The following is an 18,445-nucleotide window of genomic DNA, read 5'->3' as shown; positions in this document are numbered from 1 at the left end:
AGTAAGCCCATGTACCCAGGGATTCAGTTTAGTGACAAGGTCGTGTGGATCACTGGCGCCTCATCAGGTATTGGTGAAGCCCTGGCAGTTCGAATGGCAGCGCGCGGCAGCCACCTTGTACTCTCGGCACGCAATGAGTCCGAATTGCAGAGGGTCGCGACTCTGTGCCGGGACGCGGGCGCGGGTGACGTCGTGGTTTTGCCACTGGATGTCTCAAACTTCGACTCCATGGAGCCGGCTGCGCAACAGGTTCTTGCGCACTTCGGGAAGATTGACTTGTTGATAAACAATGCAGGAGTCTCCCAGCGCTCTTTTTGTGTGGACACCGACTTCGATGTCTATCGGCAAATGATGGATATCAATGTCCTCGGACAAATTGCCCTGACCCAGGCTGTACTGCCAGCCATGGTTGCCCGCGGTGAGGGGCACATCTCAGTCACGGCCAGCGTGGCGGGCAAAGTGGGCGCCCCCTTGCGAACGGGCTACTGTGCCGCGAAACATGCCGTAATGGGATTCTTTGACGCCTTGCGCACCGAAATCGCGGCTGACGGTCTGCAGGTAACCACGATTACACCCGGTTTCATTCAAACCAACGTATCCAAAAACGCGCTGAGAGGCGACGGCAAACCTACGGGCTCTACGGACGACGATATTGCGGGCGGGATGAGCGTGGATGATTGCGCTGACGTGATAATGGCGGGGTTTGAATCCGGTGAGCCTGAGATCGCCGTGGGGAACGGCCCAGAGATGGGACTACCGCAACTCAAGCGCGATAACCCCGTTGCGGCATTTCAGGCATTGGAGCAAATGGCTAAGCAGATTCGCGAAACGCCCTGAATACGGCGATGACCTCCCTGAGTCGGCGCTATTTTGCCGCCCTTCTCGCGGCGTTAATGCTCGGAGGCTGCGGAGGTTATGAAGTCAAAAATCTCGCAAAATCTGACATTGACCTCGTCACTGACGAATTTATCGGTGAAACGCGGAGTCTTGTCAGAGAACTCATGGGGAAATTTTACGCCCGTAATCCTGATCAGCTGCTCCAGGGGCCCCTAAAAAACGTCGATGATCGACTCCGACAGCTGTCAGATACCCCAGGACCACTTTCCTTCGAAGAGCTGGCTTATGCTCAGGAAATAGCAGCACTCGAACTGGTGTTCCAGGAAAGTTTCACCGGCGACCGGGTTTTCGCCTTGACTGTAGGCCTGGGCGGCATGTTACGCCATGCCTATGGATACAATACCGAATCCTTTATGTTCGACTCTCTGGATTCGCGGGCCCTGAGTACGAGCGCGCGGAATATCGAGATCTTGCTCTGGCGCCTCAAAAACAATCGCAAGGCAAATGGTGAACCCTTTTTAATATCGAGTGAGTATCGCGGTAAGACGGACAACCTAAGCTTCGAACGAATTTTCGGGAAGCTTATTGCACTTCAGGACATGATGTCCCGTATCGCTGGGGACGCAGGCGACCGTCGAGTGACAAAGGTAGTGCACACCGCCACATCAGTGTTTATCCCTTTACCGATTTGAACATCCTCACCAGAGCGGTTTACAGTGACCGCCTGCAAGTTTTAAAAACCCAACAGTCCCGAGGACTCAGCGCGAACTATGAACTCAATCCATACCATTTTGCGACGCGGCGTCATCGTCAGCGGACTTACCCTACTTGTGTCCTCCCCTAACGTTGTGAGCGCCCCAGATGATGGACCGGTGCAAACACGCATAGCGGCAGCAATTGCGGATATTGAAAAACGCGATGAACAATATCGCGCGGTAATCGCGATCGATCCCGAGGCCACAGCCGTAGCGCGGATGCTGGACCTTCAGCGCAAAGCGCCGGGTCCCATGCATGGAGAGCCCGTTCTGCTCAAAGATAATATTGAATCAAAGAGTCAGCCGACTACCGCAGGCTCCCTGGCCCTTGCGAAAAACCACACCGAGCGGGACGCGCCCCTCGTCGCCAAACTGAGACGAGCAGGCGCTGTCATCCTCGGCAAAGCCAACTTGAGTGAGTGGGCAAACTTTCGTTCGGAGTTTTCGAGCTCAGGCTGGAGCGGGGTTGGCGGGCAGACTCGAAACGCCCATGACCCGGCTAGAACTCCCTGCGGCTCTAGCTCAGGCTCAGCCGTAGCAGTGGCTCTAGGCTACGTCGATGTCGCCATCGGAACCGAAACTTCAGGCTCCATCGTCTGCCCTGCGGCAATAAATGGTGTAGTTGGCTTTAAACCCACTCACGGCCTTGTCTCCGGCGAGGGGATCGTTCCCATTGCAAGCACCCAAGATACTGCGGGTCCCATAGCGAACAGCGTGGCGTTGGCGTCTCGCACCCTCGCGATAATCAGCGACGAACGGCATGAGAGCAGTGCGACGATAAGCGAGGGGCTGATGTCTTTGGATGCAGTGTCTGATCTTTCGGGACTACGCATAGGCGTTTTTGCACGCACCCAAAACTTCGACCCCCGTCGCGATGCGGAACTTGAAACAGTACTGGACGTCCTCCGCGATCAAGGAGTGACGTTAATTCCCGAACTGGATATCGAACCCTACGAGGGCTATGGACAGGACTCCTATGACGTCTTGCTCTACGAATTTCGTCGTGACCTGAACGCTTATCTTGCATCCCTGCCGAATGCGCTCAGTGAAATGACTCTGGCATCGCTTATCGACTTCAACGAAGAACACGCAAAAGATGAGCTCGAGCACTTTGACCAATCCATATTTCTCAAAGCACAGAATCTTCCGGACACCCAAGATGAGTATCAGGAAAAGCGTCTAGCCACCCAGAAAGCGATGCGTGAAGATGGCCTTGATCGGCTCTTCTCTGAGCACCAGCTCGACGCTTTGGTGGGTATCACCGTGGGGCCCGCGTGGATGATCGACTGGGTCAATGGCGACGCGTTCTTTGGTTCCGGCATGGCGGGACAAGCAGCCGTAGCTGGGAACCCCCACATCACCTTGCCGTTGGGGAAAATCGCCCACCTTCCACTGGGGATATCGCTTGTCGGGAAACGTTGGGAAGATCACAAGCTGGCCGCTATCGCCGCACAGCTCGAAAAAGCCCACGCAGAACGCTGAGCACCTGAACAATCGTTGGACTCATCGCCTATGTCCTCGAAGAGGTCGCCGGCCAAAGTAAAACCGTACATAGCAACATCCCAAAAGCCGTTGCGCTAGCAAGTGCCTCAAGCCCTTTGAGCTCAACCACCTGCCCCGCCACGATCGCAGCCCAGGCAAAGCCGCTGGTAATCAGCGGAGCTGCGATACCCGCCCAACGACCGTGGGTATCAAGGGAGCCAGCCAGAGCAAGTAAGATGGGGAAGTTAAACTGCAGAGCGAATACCGCGGGTATCAAACCAAGGATAAATTCTGTGGGGCTTTGCGCGTGAACCACAATCCACCACCCGACAGCACAGGACACAAATGCTCCTAGCAATGGAAATCGAGGACCAAAGCGCCCGCTACACCAGCCGCCGAGCTGGCAAGCCAAAGCGGATAGGAGGAGCAGCAAACCGATTTTCGACCCAGCGTCCTCGTAGCCCATACCCAAACGCGCGGCAATGCTAAACATAAAAGCAAACCCCAAACCGCTGCAGGTGACGAACAACATACCCATAGAAACCACCGCGACAGGTCGCAGACCAAGTTCTAATGGCTCCAACTGGTGGTCATGGTGAGACATCAATGCGGGACTCTCTTGGTACGCAGCGATAACAAGTGCGTAGATCAGCGCGACAACCGCCGCGAAGGCGTATCCACCTGTCACCCCTGCGACCGCGACGGCGGCACCCGCCCCCGCCACCATCACTGACATCAGCGCAACAGCCGACATATCAATAAAACCAAAACTCTGGTCCGGAGCATCGCTCACGGCCACCAGACGAGAAGTCGCCGCCATCAGAGCACCGACGCAAAACCCAGCGACAAACTGAAGGCTGAGCAAAAGTAAGAGCTGCTCAAAAAACAGGGCACTGAGTAACTCGAGGACTACCAGAAAGCCCCCAAAGCTAAGGGCAAGACGTCTTACCGACGCCCGTGGCGGGCGAAAGAAAAACAGCAGTGAAGACAAAGCGATCCCGATAAAAGGCGCAGCTACTACTACGCCGGCCATGGCCGCCCCCCAGCTTGTTTCTTCAAGGAGACGCGTAATCAAGACGGGTTTCAGCGCACTAAACAGCGTCGACATACCGAAGGCGGCTGCACCGGCCATGAGAAGTCCCGGGTGCGAAAACAAACCCGTAGCACGCACGGGAGTATCCCCAGTGTCAGGCATGGTGTGTGGCTTCTATCTTCGCCTGAACGTGTTCACCGGCCGTGATGGGAGGAAAACGCGCAGGCTCACCTTCGGTAACGCAGGAGTCCAAAGCCTCGACCAAAGTGTCGCTGTCGGGATCTACGAACAAGGCGACGGAGTAACGTTCGACGCTCCTCTGCTGCGGTAGCACCCGATGCAAAGTCGAACGATACCGACCGTTACTCCAGCGTTCGAGTAGATCACCAGAGTTTATGACTATCGCGTCAGGGCGTGGGGGCACATCGTGCCAATCACCATTTTCGGACTGCACCTGCAGTCCGCCGACGGCATCCTGAAACAGTAATGTCAGCATGCCATAGTCCGTATGCGCCCCAGCGCCCATCTGCTCGGCATTCACCATGGAAGAAGATACCGCGGGGTAATGAAGCAGCCGCAAAGTGATGTTCTCCCCGTTATGAAGATCAACGAAGTATTCCGACGGCATCTCAAGGGCCAGAGCCAAAAGACGCTGTAAACGTTGCGCCGCCGCCAAGGCCTCCCGGAAGAAGACGGATACAGACTCACTAAACTCAGCGCTCGGCCAACGATTAGCGCCGACTGATTCCGCGAGGAGGTTGCGCATGGTGAACGTTTCTTTGAGATCAGCTGGGCGACTCGGGTCGAGGCTCTCTTGTCCCAGCCCCTGATAGCCGAAGTTCTCGCTCGCAGCGGCATAGGCACAGCGCTGCTTTAACTCATCTGATCCCTCAAAAAATTGCCGCGCCGTGGCAAAAAGCTCACGAATACGATCGGGACTCACACCTAAGTTACGCACCGCCATAAACCCTACATTGCGAAGTGCTGCGTCAATGTCCCGCGCAACGTCTGCATCCGAACGCGTCGCCGGGTCACAATCAATAACAGGTACTTCCACGAATACTCCTTCCAGGACCCTTGAACCCTAACTATTGAGGGCGAAACGGTGGTGTCATCACTAAGTTGCGTTAGCGTGCTATGGGGATTCCTGAGAATCTTCCAGAAATGTTTAAAACTACCGTATTTATTTTACGCGAATATCGAACCAAGTCCGTAAAACAGAATCAGACAGATCGAGTAAACAAGATAACTGCAGACCGATATGTCAAAAAACACAGAACACGCCCCTAAGCCAACGCGGGGATTTCGGCTCTGCTGGGAGTCCCGAAAGAAAGCGCTGCTATTTGCGACAGTGTTTCTAGCTTTTTGCAGCTTCCAAGCGGCGGCTCAATCACTCTCTACAACGACAACAACAGCGCCAGCGCCAACGCCAACGACGGCTTCTGTAATGGCATCAACGCTTGGAGCATCTAATCGGTGGACATCGTTACTTCAGGCTTGTGTACGTGCTGTAGACAATGATCACAGCACCGCCGTGGACTACGACTGTTTCAAAACTCGTCAAGACGAGTTGGATAGCTATCTGGACAAGCTAGCCTCCGTTAGTGAAGCGACACTCCTTCGCCAGGACGCCAACACTCAGCTGGCGTTTTTGATCAACGCCTACAACGCCTGGACAGTAAAGCTCATTCTCAATAACTGGCCCGGCGTGGAATCTATTCGCGACCTTGGCAGTCTGTTGCGCTCTCCGTGGAAAAAGTCTTTTATCCCCCTCTTTGGAGACACGGTGAGTCTCGATGATATCGAGCACGGCATGATCAGAGAGGACGGTCGTTTTGACGATCCCCGGATTCACTTTGCTGTGAATTGCGCAAGCGTCGGCTGCCCTGCACTCCGGCGGGAAGCTTACCGAGGCGCAGATATTGATCGACAACTAGAGGAACAAACCGAGAGCTTCCTGGCCGACCCCAGTCGTAACCGCTTACGCGGTGACGAACTAGAAGTGTCGTCTATCTTCAAATGGTACCGCGGTGATTTTGAGAAGGAGTGGCGTGGGAGCACTAGCCTTGAGCAATTCCTCGCACGCTACTCTGGCTCACTCGAGCTCAGTGCTGCGCAAGCGTCAGAACTCAGCAGCGGAAACATAGATCTCGAGTTTCTCGACTACGATTGGCGTCTAAATAGAACGCCCTAGCGGGATTGTCATCTCTGCCCTTAGAGTTACGCCTCAAGACCTAGCGTTCGGGCAGAGAAGGCAGCAACGGCAGAATGAGTAGTGACAAGCCGCCTAATACACTGGCAGCGAGTGCCGCCGGCCATAAACCACTGGCAACGAAGGGTGAAATCAGCGCGGTAGCAGCTGCAGTTATGAGCATGACGTAAAGAATGACCAGAGCAGAGGCTCTTGCGTCATCCCCGTCTGAGGCCTGCAAAGAGCGATAGAATCCCGGCGGGCCCCGAAAACCAAAGCCCATGTTAAAGGGTAAAAATAAGAGCCAGATAATCCAGGGCTCCCGCCCGCCAAGGAAGCCGTAACCCAACATTGCAATGCTTCCTAACAAGGCGAGAATACTTCCCGCATAGATCGTCCGCTCGGCACCAAAGCGGCGGACCAGGCGACTCGATAAATTTGCCGCAACGATGTACGTCGAAATACCCAAGAGTTGCATAACGATGAACTGCTTTATGTCGCCCCCAAAGGCAACCACATACACCGTGGGCATGGCGAAGACAAAGGCCAACAAAGATCCGAGACTAAAACCCTGACTGAGCGCATACCGCTGGAACACAGGATTGCGTATCAACAGCCAGTAGCCCATCCGCGAAGGATTGCCAGGCACCGCCGGAATATAGCGTTTTGAAAGTAAAACCAAGGCACTGAGAAGTGCGGCTAACACCGCGGTTACCCAAAATGATGCAGACCAACCATAGGCGCTCAGCAACCACACACCAATGATGGGCGCTATAGCAGGCGCAAGCGACTCTATGCTGCCCAAGGCTCCTAACGCTCGGAGAGCACCCTGCTCGTCAAACAATGCCCTGACCATACCCGGAGTCACCACCGCAGCACAGGACGCCGCAACGCCCTGCAGGAAGCGCAAGGCTATGAGCAATTCGAGGCTTGTCGCTGTGGCCGCCGCCGCCGACAACAGCCCATAGGCCAACAATGAACTCGCCAGCATTCTGCGGTGGTCGACAAAAGACCCTAGTTCACCGAATAGTAGCAACCCAATACCGGTTCCTGCGGCGAAGGTTGCCAGCACGAACTGCGCCTGCGCTATCGTTCCCCCAAGGGACTCTGGAAGACCGGGCACGGCAGGAAGGACAAGGTCAGTGCCCGCCAGTCCCAGCACGGTGCAGCAGACCAGTAGACCCGCAACACCGATAGCTCTGAAACTTCGGGACTCACGGGTTGCGCGCAAGGTAATCCTTGAGTTGCTCGTCGAGGGCCATCTTAGCTTCGCTGGGCAAGAAGGCTGCCTCGAATCCGTTACGCACGAGCACCAAAGCTTGTTCCCGGGTCATACCCAAGCCTGTCTCCAAAGCTGCAAAATTTTCCAACAGGTCGCCGCCGAAGTAAGCGGGATCGTCGGAGTTAACCGTGACGCAAAGGCCTCGTTCAAGTAGCTCCAGAATCCGATGCTCTGACATTTCGTCATAAACGCAAAGACGCACGTTAGATAGAGGGCATACCGTTAAGGGCACGCGATTGGCCGCCAGGTGATCCAGTAAGTCCTCGTCTTCAACGGCACGGACACCATGATCGATACGACTCACCGACAAGAGCTCGAGGGCATCGCGTATGAAACTTGCCGGCCCCTCCTCTCCTGCGTGTGCTGTCAGCTCGTAACCTCGACTTTTCGCTTCGCGATAGAGCCTTTGAAAATTCGCGGGGGGGAAGTCTTTTTCGGCACTTGCTAAACCGATAGCGCAGAAGTGCTCCCGATAGAGATCGGCAGCCTCTAACATGGCGATACAGTCTTCTTCAGGTAAATGCCTCAGGAAGCTAAGAATCAGTTGTACCGATTGCCCCCAACCCTCCTTGGCCTCGACGATAGCTCGATCAAATCCTGCCAGTACGACAGACAGATCAACGCCTTGAGGTAGGTACGTCTGCGGTTCCACCATAATTTCACAATGCACAATCTTCTGAACCCGACAGACCTCGAGATAGTCCTTCATCAGCAGATAGAAGTCCTCGGCATCACGCAGCACCGATGCACCGAGATAGTAAAGATCCAAAAAACTTTGGAGATCACTGAAATTGTAAGCCGCCTCGACCTCTTCGACCGATGTGTAAGGCAAGTCGACGCCGTGCTTAGTCGCCAGTTGCAAGAGTCGAGGTGCGCGTAGACTACCGTCGAGATGCAGATGCAGCTCTGCTTTGGGCATCTCGGCGAGCCATTGGGTTACCGGGCCAAACTGTTCTTTAGTCACCTTTTGAATCTCCACGCATCGCACTCTCCGGGCCCGTCAACGTGTCCACGAATAACCGAAACGCCGCGTCTGCATCGGTTTCCCGACAGAACAAGGTGTTTTTAGGACCCTCTCTTAGCTCCATGACTCCGGCACTCACCGCTGCAAAGTGACGTCTGGGCTCGCCCATCCAGCTCTTGTCCGGCATCGTTTTATCCGAGGTGGGCCACCACGGCTCATCCGTTTCTTCGTAGCTTGCCGCCAAACCCAGCATCTCGCCCTCGCAGAAACGATCGCGATCAATCACTGCTAGTGCTGCCAACACATCCCAGAAGTAGTACTCACCAGAATCGATAAACCAGTCATTTGCATCAAGCACCGCATCCCAAAAAGCTGCTGCGGGATTATCGACGCGCGTTTTGAAATCTGCGGCGAACTCCGTGGTGACTTTGACGTGATTGGTGACATCCAGGCCTACAAGCTCAATATCGAGATCGGAGCGCAGTACCTTATCCGCCGCCAATGCATCCACGTAGATGTTCCACTCAGCACGCGTGTTGGGGTTATCGTCGGTAAAGCCCGGCACAATGATATTGCCTGGGGCATCCAAGGAGCCCCCCATCACCACCAACCGCTCAGCCCTCTCTCTGTCGCCCGGGTAGCGCTCAAGCCACTGGGCAATGTTTGTCAGTGGGCCCGTGGCAAGGATAGTGACCGGTGCCTCTGTCGAGACAAGAACATCATGTAAAAGCTCTACACCGTGGCGCGCATCGGGATCTCTAACGCTCGGTGTGATGGGTACTCCCGACAGGGTATCCATGTCTTTTTGCCACTGCACGGGGAACACGAAGTAACCATCCAGCGGATAGGCGTCTCCGCAGGAGACCGGTATCTGGTTATGGGGGTCTACGAGATCCAGTAGTGCTAGCGCATTACGCGTACCCGGCTCGCAATGCGCTTCTCCGCTGGCTGATACTGTTACCGCTAACAGCTCGATGCCGGGATGCCGAGCAAGAAACAGCAATGCGGCCCAGTCATCAATCGCCATATCCGTGTCGAAAACGACGGGAATACGCGCCTGAGCCTGAGGCATAGTGTTTTCGTAGTTATCCCAGCCAGCAATCAAGGCATCAACCACTGGCTGTCCCACACGCTGAGCTGATTCCAACGCGCCCAATCCGCCATCGGGATAATCCGCAGTGGTGCTCCAGGCCGCGCTTCGTCCCTGGGGCGGCATGGTGTAGTTACTAGCGGTACGCAAAATTAACACTCGACTCGGGTCGACGCGACCAACACGCCCTAAGCGATGGAGCGCGGTGAGCGTGCCTGAGTCTTCCATGTTGGATGTCATGAACTCGGCGGACTCGCCTGCATACACGCGCAACCAATCGTTAGCCCACTCATTGAGTTTGGCTCCATGCCAGTAGGTGCTTGCAGAAAGCGTATCGCCTCGCGTCACAAATGGGGGACGCTGTGCCAGCGGGTAGTTCGTAAACTCCGCCCGAAAGGCCTGCATGGCAGGCGTGTCTAACAACGGGGTGTTACGAGTGAGCTGGTACGCCCATTCGCTCAGTCCTGCATCCAGGGAAAAGCTGATCGTATCTAGAGTCCAGCCGGTAGATACATCCTGCGGACCATCCGCGGGCTCCGATGCACCAAGAGGAACAAAACCGTAAGGCCATTCCTTTGGTATCTCTCTCGCATCGATTTCGTACACAAGGTCGCCATCCACGACAGCCTTTGCCCACGCAGCAGAGCCCAGAGACAGATCTTCGGGATCTCCACCAGCGATACCCGCGATAAGCCAGTAAGCCTTGCTCAGATCAAAGCGCTCATCCAGGCCCAGAGCCATTGTCGAGGCCGTTGCGTTGGGAATGCCGCCGCCAAGACACGCCACCAGCAAGCCGTTCTCGCCGTAGTACAGGGAATACTCACCTAAGGTGAAGGGCATCTCTTTTAAACCGGGATTGCGCTCCAACCAGAGCTGCAACTCACCGGGCTTGTCCCCTGTTGGCTCACCGTTCTCGAACATGCTGAGCACGACTACTTTGACGGGTAAAGGCTCGCCAGCCATGGCGGGCTTTACAAAAACCCCAAGGAGCAGAACCAGCGATGTCATTGCTGCGCGGGAGAAGACACTGCGAAAACTAACGGCAATCATTCAATCAACCTCAAACTGTAGATTCAGCAAACAAACAAGAACTCCATAGGCAAAAACGCCCCTGACAGCGTCAGGAGCAGGTGCTATCCAACTCAGGAATCTTACGCGAAGAAGCCTTAGGGAGCCGCGATATCCTCGACCGTGGGCGTTCGATCCCGGTAAACATCCCAACCAGCGACCAGTGTATCGATGACCTTGGAGCCCACGATGTAAGCAGATTCTAGTGACGCATCAAGACCCGCGTACCCTTCGTTCTCTGACAAAAGGTTAGTAGCGGCATCAACGCCCGGCGGTGGCATGGTGTAGTTACTGCCGGTTCGCAGGACCATCATCCTATCGCGGTCCGCACGACCGGCATTGGTCAACCAGGTAAGCGACTGCATAGTGCCCGTATCTTCCATGGCCGAAGTGACAAAGTTGCCTTCGCCTTCGCTCCAATAATCAACCCAGTCGTTCGCCCAGTCATTCATTATGCTCCCATGCCAAAAAGTCATAGCGGCCAAATGGTCGCCTTTTAGGACAAAGGGCGCGCGCTGTGCATTGGGGTGCTCGGTGTACAGCTGTCGCGTCTCGTCCAGAGACTCAAAGTCAGGTAACTCAATATCCTTGGTGAGCTGATAAGCCCACTCGGTAAGCTCGGAGTTGGTTTGAAACATCTCCCCGGTGGGTTCCGGCTTGTTTTCGTCGAAGGGCTCACTAGTGTTGCGCGCGATGTATCCGTACTTCCAGTCTTCAGGCATTTCCCGCGGGTCAATTTCATGCGCCAGATCTCCGTCTACCAGGTAATCCGCCCATGCAGCGCTACCGATGGACGCATCTTGTGGATCAATGCCCGCGATACCCGCAACAAGCCAGTACGCCTTGCTCACGTCAAAGCGGGGATCCATGCCGAGCATCATCACCGACGCCGTAGACTTCGCGGTACCGATGCCCGTAACCATCACCATCACGCCGTTTTCACTATCAAAGTGCAGATCGTGATGTGCTCCAAATTCAAACACTTGATCCAGGTTCCGACGCTCGTTCCAAAGCTGGAACTCCGCCGCCTGATCGCCACTGTCTTCGCCAATTTCAAACATGGTAACCACGACCACTTTGACCGGTATGGGTTCAGGAGCTGCCGCCACCGGCGCGACGCTCGCCGCCGGAGGTTCCGCGCCGCAGGCAACGAGTAGCGCAGTGAACAATGGCAGGCAAAACAGGGCGAACTTATTTCCCATGGGAATCCTCTCGGTTATCGCTGAAACATTCTATTGGACCGCGACTCTACCACTCACAGAGCTGGTAGCGATCACAGATAAAACCATAGCTCTGCGCAGTTGACGACAAGGCAGCCGATGGTCTGGCCGCGATCTGGCGCGCAAAGTCTTCTATTCGCGTGGTGTAGCGAGCGAGCAACTCTGCCTTCGTCGCTTTTGGCAGGAACCCGTGTTCAATGGAATTCCGACTCAGGAGCAGTAGTTCATCCCAACTGAGATTGAACTCTTTCACCGCCACAAAAAACTCATCAGTGAGGTTGCTATCCCACATACCTCGATCATCGGTCGATAAGGCGACGGGGATACCCGTGCGCAAATACTCGGGGAAAGGGTGTTGGCTGTAGTCACTGACATATTGCAAGAGCAGGTTCGACACCAGGTTAATCTCGACCAGATAAGCACCGTTGCGCATCAAGCGCATTGTGTCAGGATCGGTGATCAGATTAATGCCGTGGCCGATGCGATCCGCGCCCAGAAGTAAGGTGTCGCGCACATGATCATTCGGCTCGTCGACCTCGCCCGCATGGATAGAAAGTCGAACGTTGTTATAGGTCCTACGGAGGTCGCGCAGAGTATCGAGAAACCTTAGCGGATAGCCCTTATCGTTATCTTCACGACCCACCATGTTCACTGCAACAAACAGATCATTGTGGCGGCTGACAAAGTCGTACAAGTAACGCAGATGCTCATTCGCGCCGGGCAAGAACCTTAGAATTGCCACCTGCAGTCGAACATCGACGCCGGTCGCCAGCGCATCTGTGTCTTGCAAACGCTCTCGGTAAATCTGTGCAACATCATCGGGAGGAATAGATTGCCCCTGGGCACCAATGAACCCGAGAACGCCAATCATGCTCTCCATGTACATCAAGCCTTCAGCACCGAAGGCTTGCATGTTGATCACCAGTGCATCCGCAGCAAGATAAGGGTTTAAATACAGGTCGCCCATGCGCTGCCAGTGCGTTTGAAAAAACTCATCGCGACCCTCGTGAGCTTTGTCCAACCTCAAACTATCCAGCCACGCCGCTTTTTCTTGTGGGTTGAGTTCGTCGAGCGGTAAATACTCTTCTTTCTCGCAGGTACTGAGCTTCTGGTAATTACTCTCCTGAACGTTGACGAACAACATTAGGTAAGGATTTTCTACGAAGGCGTTGCCTCCATAAGGACGGCAGTTATTGATCGTTACACGCGTGTAATAGCGATAGCCCCGCTGGCCCTGGGCTAAAGCAAGGTCATAGAACCATTCTGAGAGAATCGACCCTGATAGATGATTGTGTAAATCACCGCCCTTGGGCATGGCATAGAGAAAGCGGTACAACTCTTCATCGCTAGCTTCCCGCTTGAAAGCCTCAAACCACGAGGAAACATCGTCCGAAGGCTCCGGTAGAGCGGCCTGGGCTGAACCTGCCCCAACCCTCGACCCCACAACAACACATAGGAAGGCCAACCAGACGACAACCATTCTCAGTCGACCTGATTGGTTGCGCAGCGATCCAATGTCCAACGCTGATCGTCGTCCGTGTATCAATGTGGCCTGCATAGCTCCCGATCTCTCATAGTTCGACAAGGCTGGGCATCATCCGTCAGTTTAAGTCCCTGAGCAACGCAAGTTCGATGCCACGTGAACGTTAAGCCGCTTCGGTCGCCCCGCAGTCGCCTCATTGCTTACCTGAGAGTCCAAATTTCCATTTGCTTCTCGCCGTAACATCGAATGAGCCCCATAATGCACCTAATTAGTGCGCAGCAGGCTCCAAGATAGGGCGCAAACTTGAAGAATGCAGCATAGGGTCGACTCCACCGAGTCAGTGCTTGCCGGTTTGGAGCAGTCCATGCATCCTTAGAGCTCAGTCTGGCGGCGGAACTAATTGTGGATCCCACCTCACATTACCCTCGAGATATGGTCGGTTTCGGCCAATATCCGCCCAAGTTTACCCTACCCGGTGACAAGCGCATCGCTGTGCAGTTTGTCGTCAATTACGAAGAGGGTGGAGAGAATTCCGTGCTCCACGGTGACCCAGGTTCCGAAACCTTCCTCTCTGAAATGTTCAACCCCAGCGCTTATACCGACCGTCATATGAGTATGGAGTCGCTCTATGAGTATGGAAGCCGTGCCGGTTTTTGGAGGCTCCACCGCTTATTCGCCGATCGAGGCGTGCCGATAACTGTGTTTGGAGTGACCATGGCGCTGGCCCGCAATCCAGAGGCCCTTGCCGCGATGCAGGAAGCGGATTGGGAAATAGCCTGCCACGGCCTGCGCTGGATCAGTTATCAAGAAACGCCTATTGAGATTGAACGAGAGCATATGTCGCGGGCTATCGAATGGCACACCGAACTCACTGGTGAGCGCCCCCTCGGCTGGTACACGGGACGCGACAGTCCGAATACCCGATCATTGCTTCTGGAGCAGGACGGATTTCTGTATGACTCGGATTCTTATGCTGACGACCTCCCCTATTGGATTGAGGAGTCAGGACATCCTCATCTGGTGATTCCCTATACCCTGGATACTAACGACATGAGGTTTTCCAGTGCCCAGGGATTTGCCGATGGCGAGCAGTTTTATACCTATCTTCGTGACAGCTTTGACGTTTTGTATGCCGAGGGCGTTCATCAACCCAAACTCCTCAATATCGGGCTTCACTGTAGGCTAGCGGGCCGGCCTGGTCGTTTCCTCGCGCTCCAGCGTTTCCTCGATTACGTGCTACAACACGATGATGCCTGGCTCTGTCGCCGCGTGGATATCGCACGCCATTGGCATGACAACTATCATCCCAAACATCACCCCCAATCATCTTGAGGACGATCATCAATGACCTACGCGCTTACGCCGCGCTCCAACTCACGGCTTTCGCTGGGCTGCAACAAAGCCTCGTTGGCATTTTTTTTTGCGGCACTGATAGGGCTCGCAAGTCCCTTACTAGTGGCTGAGGAAAGTGCTGTGACTGCCAAAGAGCTGATCGAGAGCCTAGGCCTCGAAGGACACGTTGAGGGCGGCTTTTACCGGCGCACCTACGAAGCCACGGGGCAATCGCGAATCCCCAGCGAATCGGGTGAGCGTTTTAGCATGACCTCAATTTTCTACCTGCTGACGGCCGAGGGCCCCGTCGGCCACTTCCATCAAAACCGCTCAGACATTGTTCACTACTTCCACCTCGGCGATCCTATTGAATACGTGCTGATTCACCCAAACGGAGACTTAGAGACCGCAATCATGGGTCCTGATCCACGCGAAGGTCATCAATTACAGCTAACGGTTCCCGGCGGAGTTTGGAAAGCATCACGGCTCACGACCGGAGACCTGGGCTACGGCCTGATCAGTGAAGCCGTTAGTCCTGGCTTTGACTACCGTGATATGACCCTTGGCGTGACATCCCAGTTATTGGCGACTTATCCCCAGCACCGGAGCTATATCGAGCCCCTCAGCAGAGAGTCTGTGCCAGAACGGTAATAATCCGCGGATTATACAATTGACGCTTAAGGGGTGGCGGCGCACCATCTCAGTGCACGACAGCCTGACAAAGCGGGTTTAGCGGCGTTGGATAGCAGTTTTTTGCTACCCAAAGACCACTCAAACTACTGATAAATATAACGATTTTTTTGGCAGCCATCAGCCGTTGTATTGGCATCAATCGTGCACTACTTTTCGGAGTAGTGCCTAAGTAGTAAAAAAGTAGAGTCTCGCAGCCCATGCCGCTAGACCGCATCATGCATTTGAGGAGAGTTCATGAAGACATTCACCACCCGCAGGCTGCCACTCGCAGCGTCCATCGCCGCGATTATTGCGTCTGTGCCTTTGGCAAACGCGCAAAGCGAGGAACCGCTAGGCATCGAGGAAGTAGTCGTCACGGGATCCCTGGGTTCATTGCCCGGAGAGGACGTGCAGATTTTCGGTTTCGGCAAATCACTGCTCGAAACACCTCGATCCGCTTCTACAATCAGCGCGGAGCAGCTCGATCGCTTCAATATCACCGACATTGATGAATTGGTGGCCTTCGCACCAGGTACGTTCACACAGTCGTTCTTTGGTGTTGCCGGCTCTTTGGACGTTCGTGGTACCGCAGGTGAGACTTACTTCAGGGGTATCCGACGCATTGATAACCCCGGCAACTACCCCACTCCCATCGGCGCATCAGACCGCATCGATATTGTGCGGGGCCCAGCATCTCCCATCTATGGTCCTTCAAAGATCGGTGGTTATCTGAACTTCAACCCCAAATCAGCGCGCGCAGAAACCGGGGATTACCTCACAGAGACCACGGGCGCTTTGTCCTACGAGACGGGCAGCTGGGATCGAAATGTTTTCACAGCGGAAGTGGGTGGCCCAATAAACGATCGCATGGGTTACTACATCTACGGTGAGTTGGAGGACTCCGAAAGCTTCTACGACAATACAGAAACCAAACAGAATATTCTTCAGGCCTCCTTTGACGTCGACATCAACGACAACCTAGTCATGAAATTCGGTGGTATGTACCACGACTACGATGGCAACCAGGTCGCCGGTTGGAACCGTCTTACTCAAGACCTCATCGACAACGGCACCTACATCACGGGCCAGGCCACACCGCTGGATACCGATGGCGATGGCAAAATCTCTCATCAGGAATATGGTGCGACTTCCGGCGCCTTGTCTAACTTCGTGTTCCGTCCCGAGTTTGTAGATGAGTCGAGCGTGATTCCTGAAATGGCGCTGGTTAATACAGGCACTACCCAGCTTGATGAGAGCAACGTTCTGGTTGATCCAAACGATACTCTGGATAATCAGGTGCTCAGCTTGTACCTCGATTTCGAGTACGAAACGGATAATGGTTTGCGAATCACCAACCAGTTGTTCTACGAAACAATCGATAACATCAACGAGAATGCCTACGGCTTCTCGCAATTTGGTGAAGTCGATATGATCGAAGACAAACTCGTTTTCGCATTCACAACAGACATCGGTTCCATGACGGCCGATTTGCAGTTCTCGCCTTCGATCCGGTACACCGACTTCTTACGGGGACAGGATTTCATTAACGAGTACTTCGATCGTCGTGACCTTAGCCAGTCAAATGCTGAGCGTGACCCCTCGCTGGATACTCGTTTGCTAGCAACGCAAATCAATGATGATTACTCTGAGTACCAAAGCGGTGACTACACGATGTTTGGCCTCGCGTTCCTCGGTGACTTCAGCTTTGATAACGGCATTGCTGTGACCTTAGGCGTGCGTCAGGATTATGTAGACGCTGACGTGACCACCCCGGTCGAACTGCTTCTCTTCCCGGATGGAGAGATTCCCCAAGCATCTGATTCCGAGGAGCTGCTGTCTTGGTCAGCCAGTATCAACTGGACCACCGAGTTCGGATTGACTCCCTACTTCACCATTGCAGAGCAGGCAACGTTGATTGCTGGCCAGGTTGGTGATCTTCCTACGGCTCAGGTCGCCAGCGGTTCTTGGACAGACACCTCTGATCTTTGGGAAGTCGGTCTCAAGGGTAGCTTCCTGGATGATTCGCTGTACTTCGCTGTGAACTACTATGAGCAAGAACGTGTAGATTTCAACGCTCAGGCGATCGTAACTAACCCCACGAGCCGCACGGAAGGTATCGAAGCCGAACTGCGTTGGGTGGTTAACCAGGATCTGGTTGTCACAGGCGGTTGGACCAACATGGAAGTTATCATTGTGGAAGCCGAAGAAAACGGCGGGCAGTTTGGCTTTTACGGAGCGGATGATATTCCACAGATCGACCCCACTTTGGTCTTTGGTGGTCAGATCATTGGTATCCCAACGTCACCCGATGGACGCAGAGCCGGTATCCCCGAGAACATCTACACGCTCACGGGCACCTACTCGTTTAATGACAACCTCGCGATCAGCGGCAGCGTCATTAGCGTAGATGAAACTCCCTCCGGTTCTTCCGGTGCGGTCATTCTCCCCTCTTACACGCTGCTCAACGCAGGTCTTGTGTACGAGACTGAGTCCTGGACCTTCCAGCTGAACGCAAAGAACCTCACGGACGAGCGCTACTTCCGCTCTAACTTCCCCGATCTTTTTGGATCGCAGATTGTGCTTCCAGAGCTTTCAAGAAACTTCCAGGCACGTGTAGCCTACAAGTTCTAAGCTCTAGTCCAAAAGGCTCAAAGCAAGCATATAAAGCCCTCTTCGGAGGGCTTTTTTTTGTCTCTCTGGTCTGTGAGACTAGCGCCCTCAACAACATCGGATAGCCCTCATGAGTAGTGATCTGCGCAACGCCTTCGAGCAACTTGACACCGCAATCAATCGCGCCGTCATCGGACAGGAGTCCGTCGTTCGCACGCTGATCATCGCGCTGCTAACCAACGGCAATGTACTTCTGGAAGGCCTTCCGGGGACCGCAAAAACGCGCTCTGTAAGAACCCTCGCTCGAGTGCTGGATGCGAGTCTTGGCCGAATCCAATTTACCCCCGACCTGCTGCCGTCGGATGTCACGGGCACCGAAATCTATCAAGAGTTCGAGGGCAAGCAGGAACTGCGCTTTCAGCAGGG

General features: G+C 54.5%; 15 protein-coding genes. 8 read left to right on the top strand and 7 right to left on the bottom strand.

The window, feature by feature from the left end; translation table 11 throughout:
- The first annotated feature begins 9 nt into the window (after nt 1-9).
- From AB8B76_RS15635 to AB8B76_RS15625, 3 genes are all read left to right on the top strand, one after another.
- Nucleotides 10-837 carry an SDR family oxidoreductase gene (locus AB8B76_RS15635; RefSeq protein WP_405273813.1) on the top strand — a complete coding sequence of 276 codons (828 nt, stop codon included), beginning with the start codon at nt 10-12 and terminating at the stop codon, nt 835-837.
- An 8-nt stretch (nt 838-845) separates the two neighbouring features.
- Entirely contained in the window at nt 846-1,529 is a 684-nt protein-coding gene (locus AB8B76_RS15630; RefSeq protein ID WP_405273812.1) for a hypothetical protein, read from the top strand.
- A gap of 78 nt (nt 1,530-1,607) precedes the next feature.
- Nucleotides 1,608-3,074, top strand: a complete 1,467-nt coding sequence (locus AB8B76_RS15625; RefSeq protein WP_405273811.1) for an amidase family protein — start codon at nt 1,608-1,610, stop codon at nt 3,072-3,074.
- Nucleotides 3,075-3,102: 28 nt separating this feature from the next.
- Here the strand turns inward: AB8B76_RS15625 and AB8B76_RS15620 are convergent, their stop codons facing one another.
- Both AB8B76_RS15620 and AB8B76_RS15615 read right to left on the bottom strand, forming a co-directional pair.
- Nucleotides 3,103-4,269, bottom strand: coding sequence for an MFS transporter (locus AB8B76_RS15620; RefSeq protein ID WP_405273810.1), 1,167 nt, complete (start codon nt 4,267-4,269; stop codon nt 3,103-3,105).
- Nucleotides 4,262-5,164 carry an isopenicillin N synthase family dioxygenase gene (locus tag AB8B76_RS15615; protein ID WP_405273808.1) on the bottom strand — a complete coding sequence of 301 codons (903 nt, stop codon included), beginning with the start codon at nt 5,162-5,164 and terminating at the stop codon, nt 4,262-4,264. The genes AB8B76_RS15620 and AB8B76_RS15615 overlap by 8 nt, the downstream gene beginning before the upstream one ends.
- A gap of 390 nt (nt 5,165-5,554) precedes the next feature.
- Here AB8B76_RS15615 and AB8B76_RS15610 point away from each other — a divergent pair, with 390 nt between their 5' ends.
- Nucleotides 5,555-6,301 (top strand): DUF547 domain-containing protein, encoded by a 747-nt coding sequence (locus tag AB8B76_RS15610; RefSeq protein ID WP_405273807.1) that lies wholly within the window; start codon nt 5,555-5,557, stop codon nt 6,299-6,301.
- A gap of 40 nt (nt 6,302-6,341) precedes the next feature.
- Here the strand turns inward: AB8B76_RS15610 and AB8B76_RS15605 are convergent, their stop codons facing one another.
- From AB8B76_RS15605 to AB8B76_RS15585, 5 genes are all read right to left on the bottom strand, one after another.
- Nucleotides 6,342-7,529: an MFS transporter gene (locus tag AB8B76_RS15605; RefSeq protein ID WP_405273806.1), complete on the bottom strand. Its 1,188-nt coding sequence runs from the start codon at nt 7,527-7,529 to the stop codon at nt 6,342-6,344.
- Nucleotides 7,513-8,544: an adenosine deaminase gene (locus AB8B76_RS15600; protein WP_405273805.1), complete on the bottom strand. Its 1,032-nt coding sequence runs from the start codon at nt 8,542-8,544 to the stop codon at nt 7,513-7,515. Before AB8B76_RS15600 ends, AB8B76_RS15605 begins: the two co-directional genes overlap by 17 nt.
- Nucleotides 8,537-10,684: a nucleoside hydrolase gene (locus AB8B76_RS15595; RefSeq protein ID WP_405273803.1), complete on the bottom strand. Its 2,148-nt coding sequence runs from the start codon at nt 10,682-10,684 to the stop codon at nt 8,537-8,539. Before AB8B76_RS15595 ends, AB8B76_RS15600 begins: the two co-directional genes overlap by 8 nt.
- A 116-nt stretch (nt 10,685-10,800) precedes the next feature.
- Entirely contained in the window at nt 10,801-11,904 is a 1,104-nt protein-coding gene (locus AB8B76_RS15590) for a purine nucleoside permease (protein WP_405273801.1), read from the bottom strand.
- Nucleotides 11,905-11,950: 46 nt separating this feature from the next.
- A complete protein-coding gene (locus tag AB8B76_RS15585; RefSeq protein WP_405273800.1) occupies nt 11,951-13,480 on the bottom strand; it encodes an adenosine deaminase in 1,530 nt (509 codons plus the stop codon).
- Between the two features lie 327 nt (nt 13,481-13,807).
- Here AB8B76_RS15585 and puuE point away from each other — a divergent pair, with 327 nt between their 5' ends.
- From puuE to AB8B76_RS15565, 4 genes are all read left to right on the top strand, one after another.
- Nucleotides 13,808-14,737, top strand: a complete 930-nt coding sequence (gene puuE / locus AB8B76_RS15580) for an allantoinase PuuE (protein ID WP_405273798.1) — start codon at nt 13,808-13,810, stop codon at nt 14,735-14,737.
- 12 nt (nt 14,738-14,749) lie between these two features.
- Nucleotides 14,750-15,388, top strand: coding sequence for a cupin domain-containing protein (locus AB8B76_RS15575; RefSeq protein WP_405273797.1), 639 nt, complete (start codon nt 14,750-14,752; stop codon nt 15,386-15,388).
- Between the two features lie 276 nt (nt 15,389-15,664).
- Nucleotides 15,665-18,040, top strand: a complete 2,376-nt coding sequence (locus AB8B76_RS15570; RefSeq protein ID WP_405273795.1) for a TonB-dependent siderophore receptor — start codon at nt 15,665-15,667, stop codon at nt 18,038-18,040.
- 109 nt (nt 18,041-18,149) lie between these two features.
- Nucleotides 18,150-18,445, top strand: a 296-nt coding sequence (locus AB8B76_RS15565) for an AAA family ATPase (protein ID WP_405273794.1), incomplete at its 3' end; no start/stop codon positions are given.

It is taken from the genome of Congregibacter sp., assembly GCF_045107095.1.
Lineage (GTDB): Bacteria > Pseudomonadota > Gammaproteobacteria > Pseudomonadales > Halieaceae > Congregibacter.
This window is presented reverse-complemented; position numbering and strand designations above follow the sequence as displayed.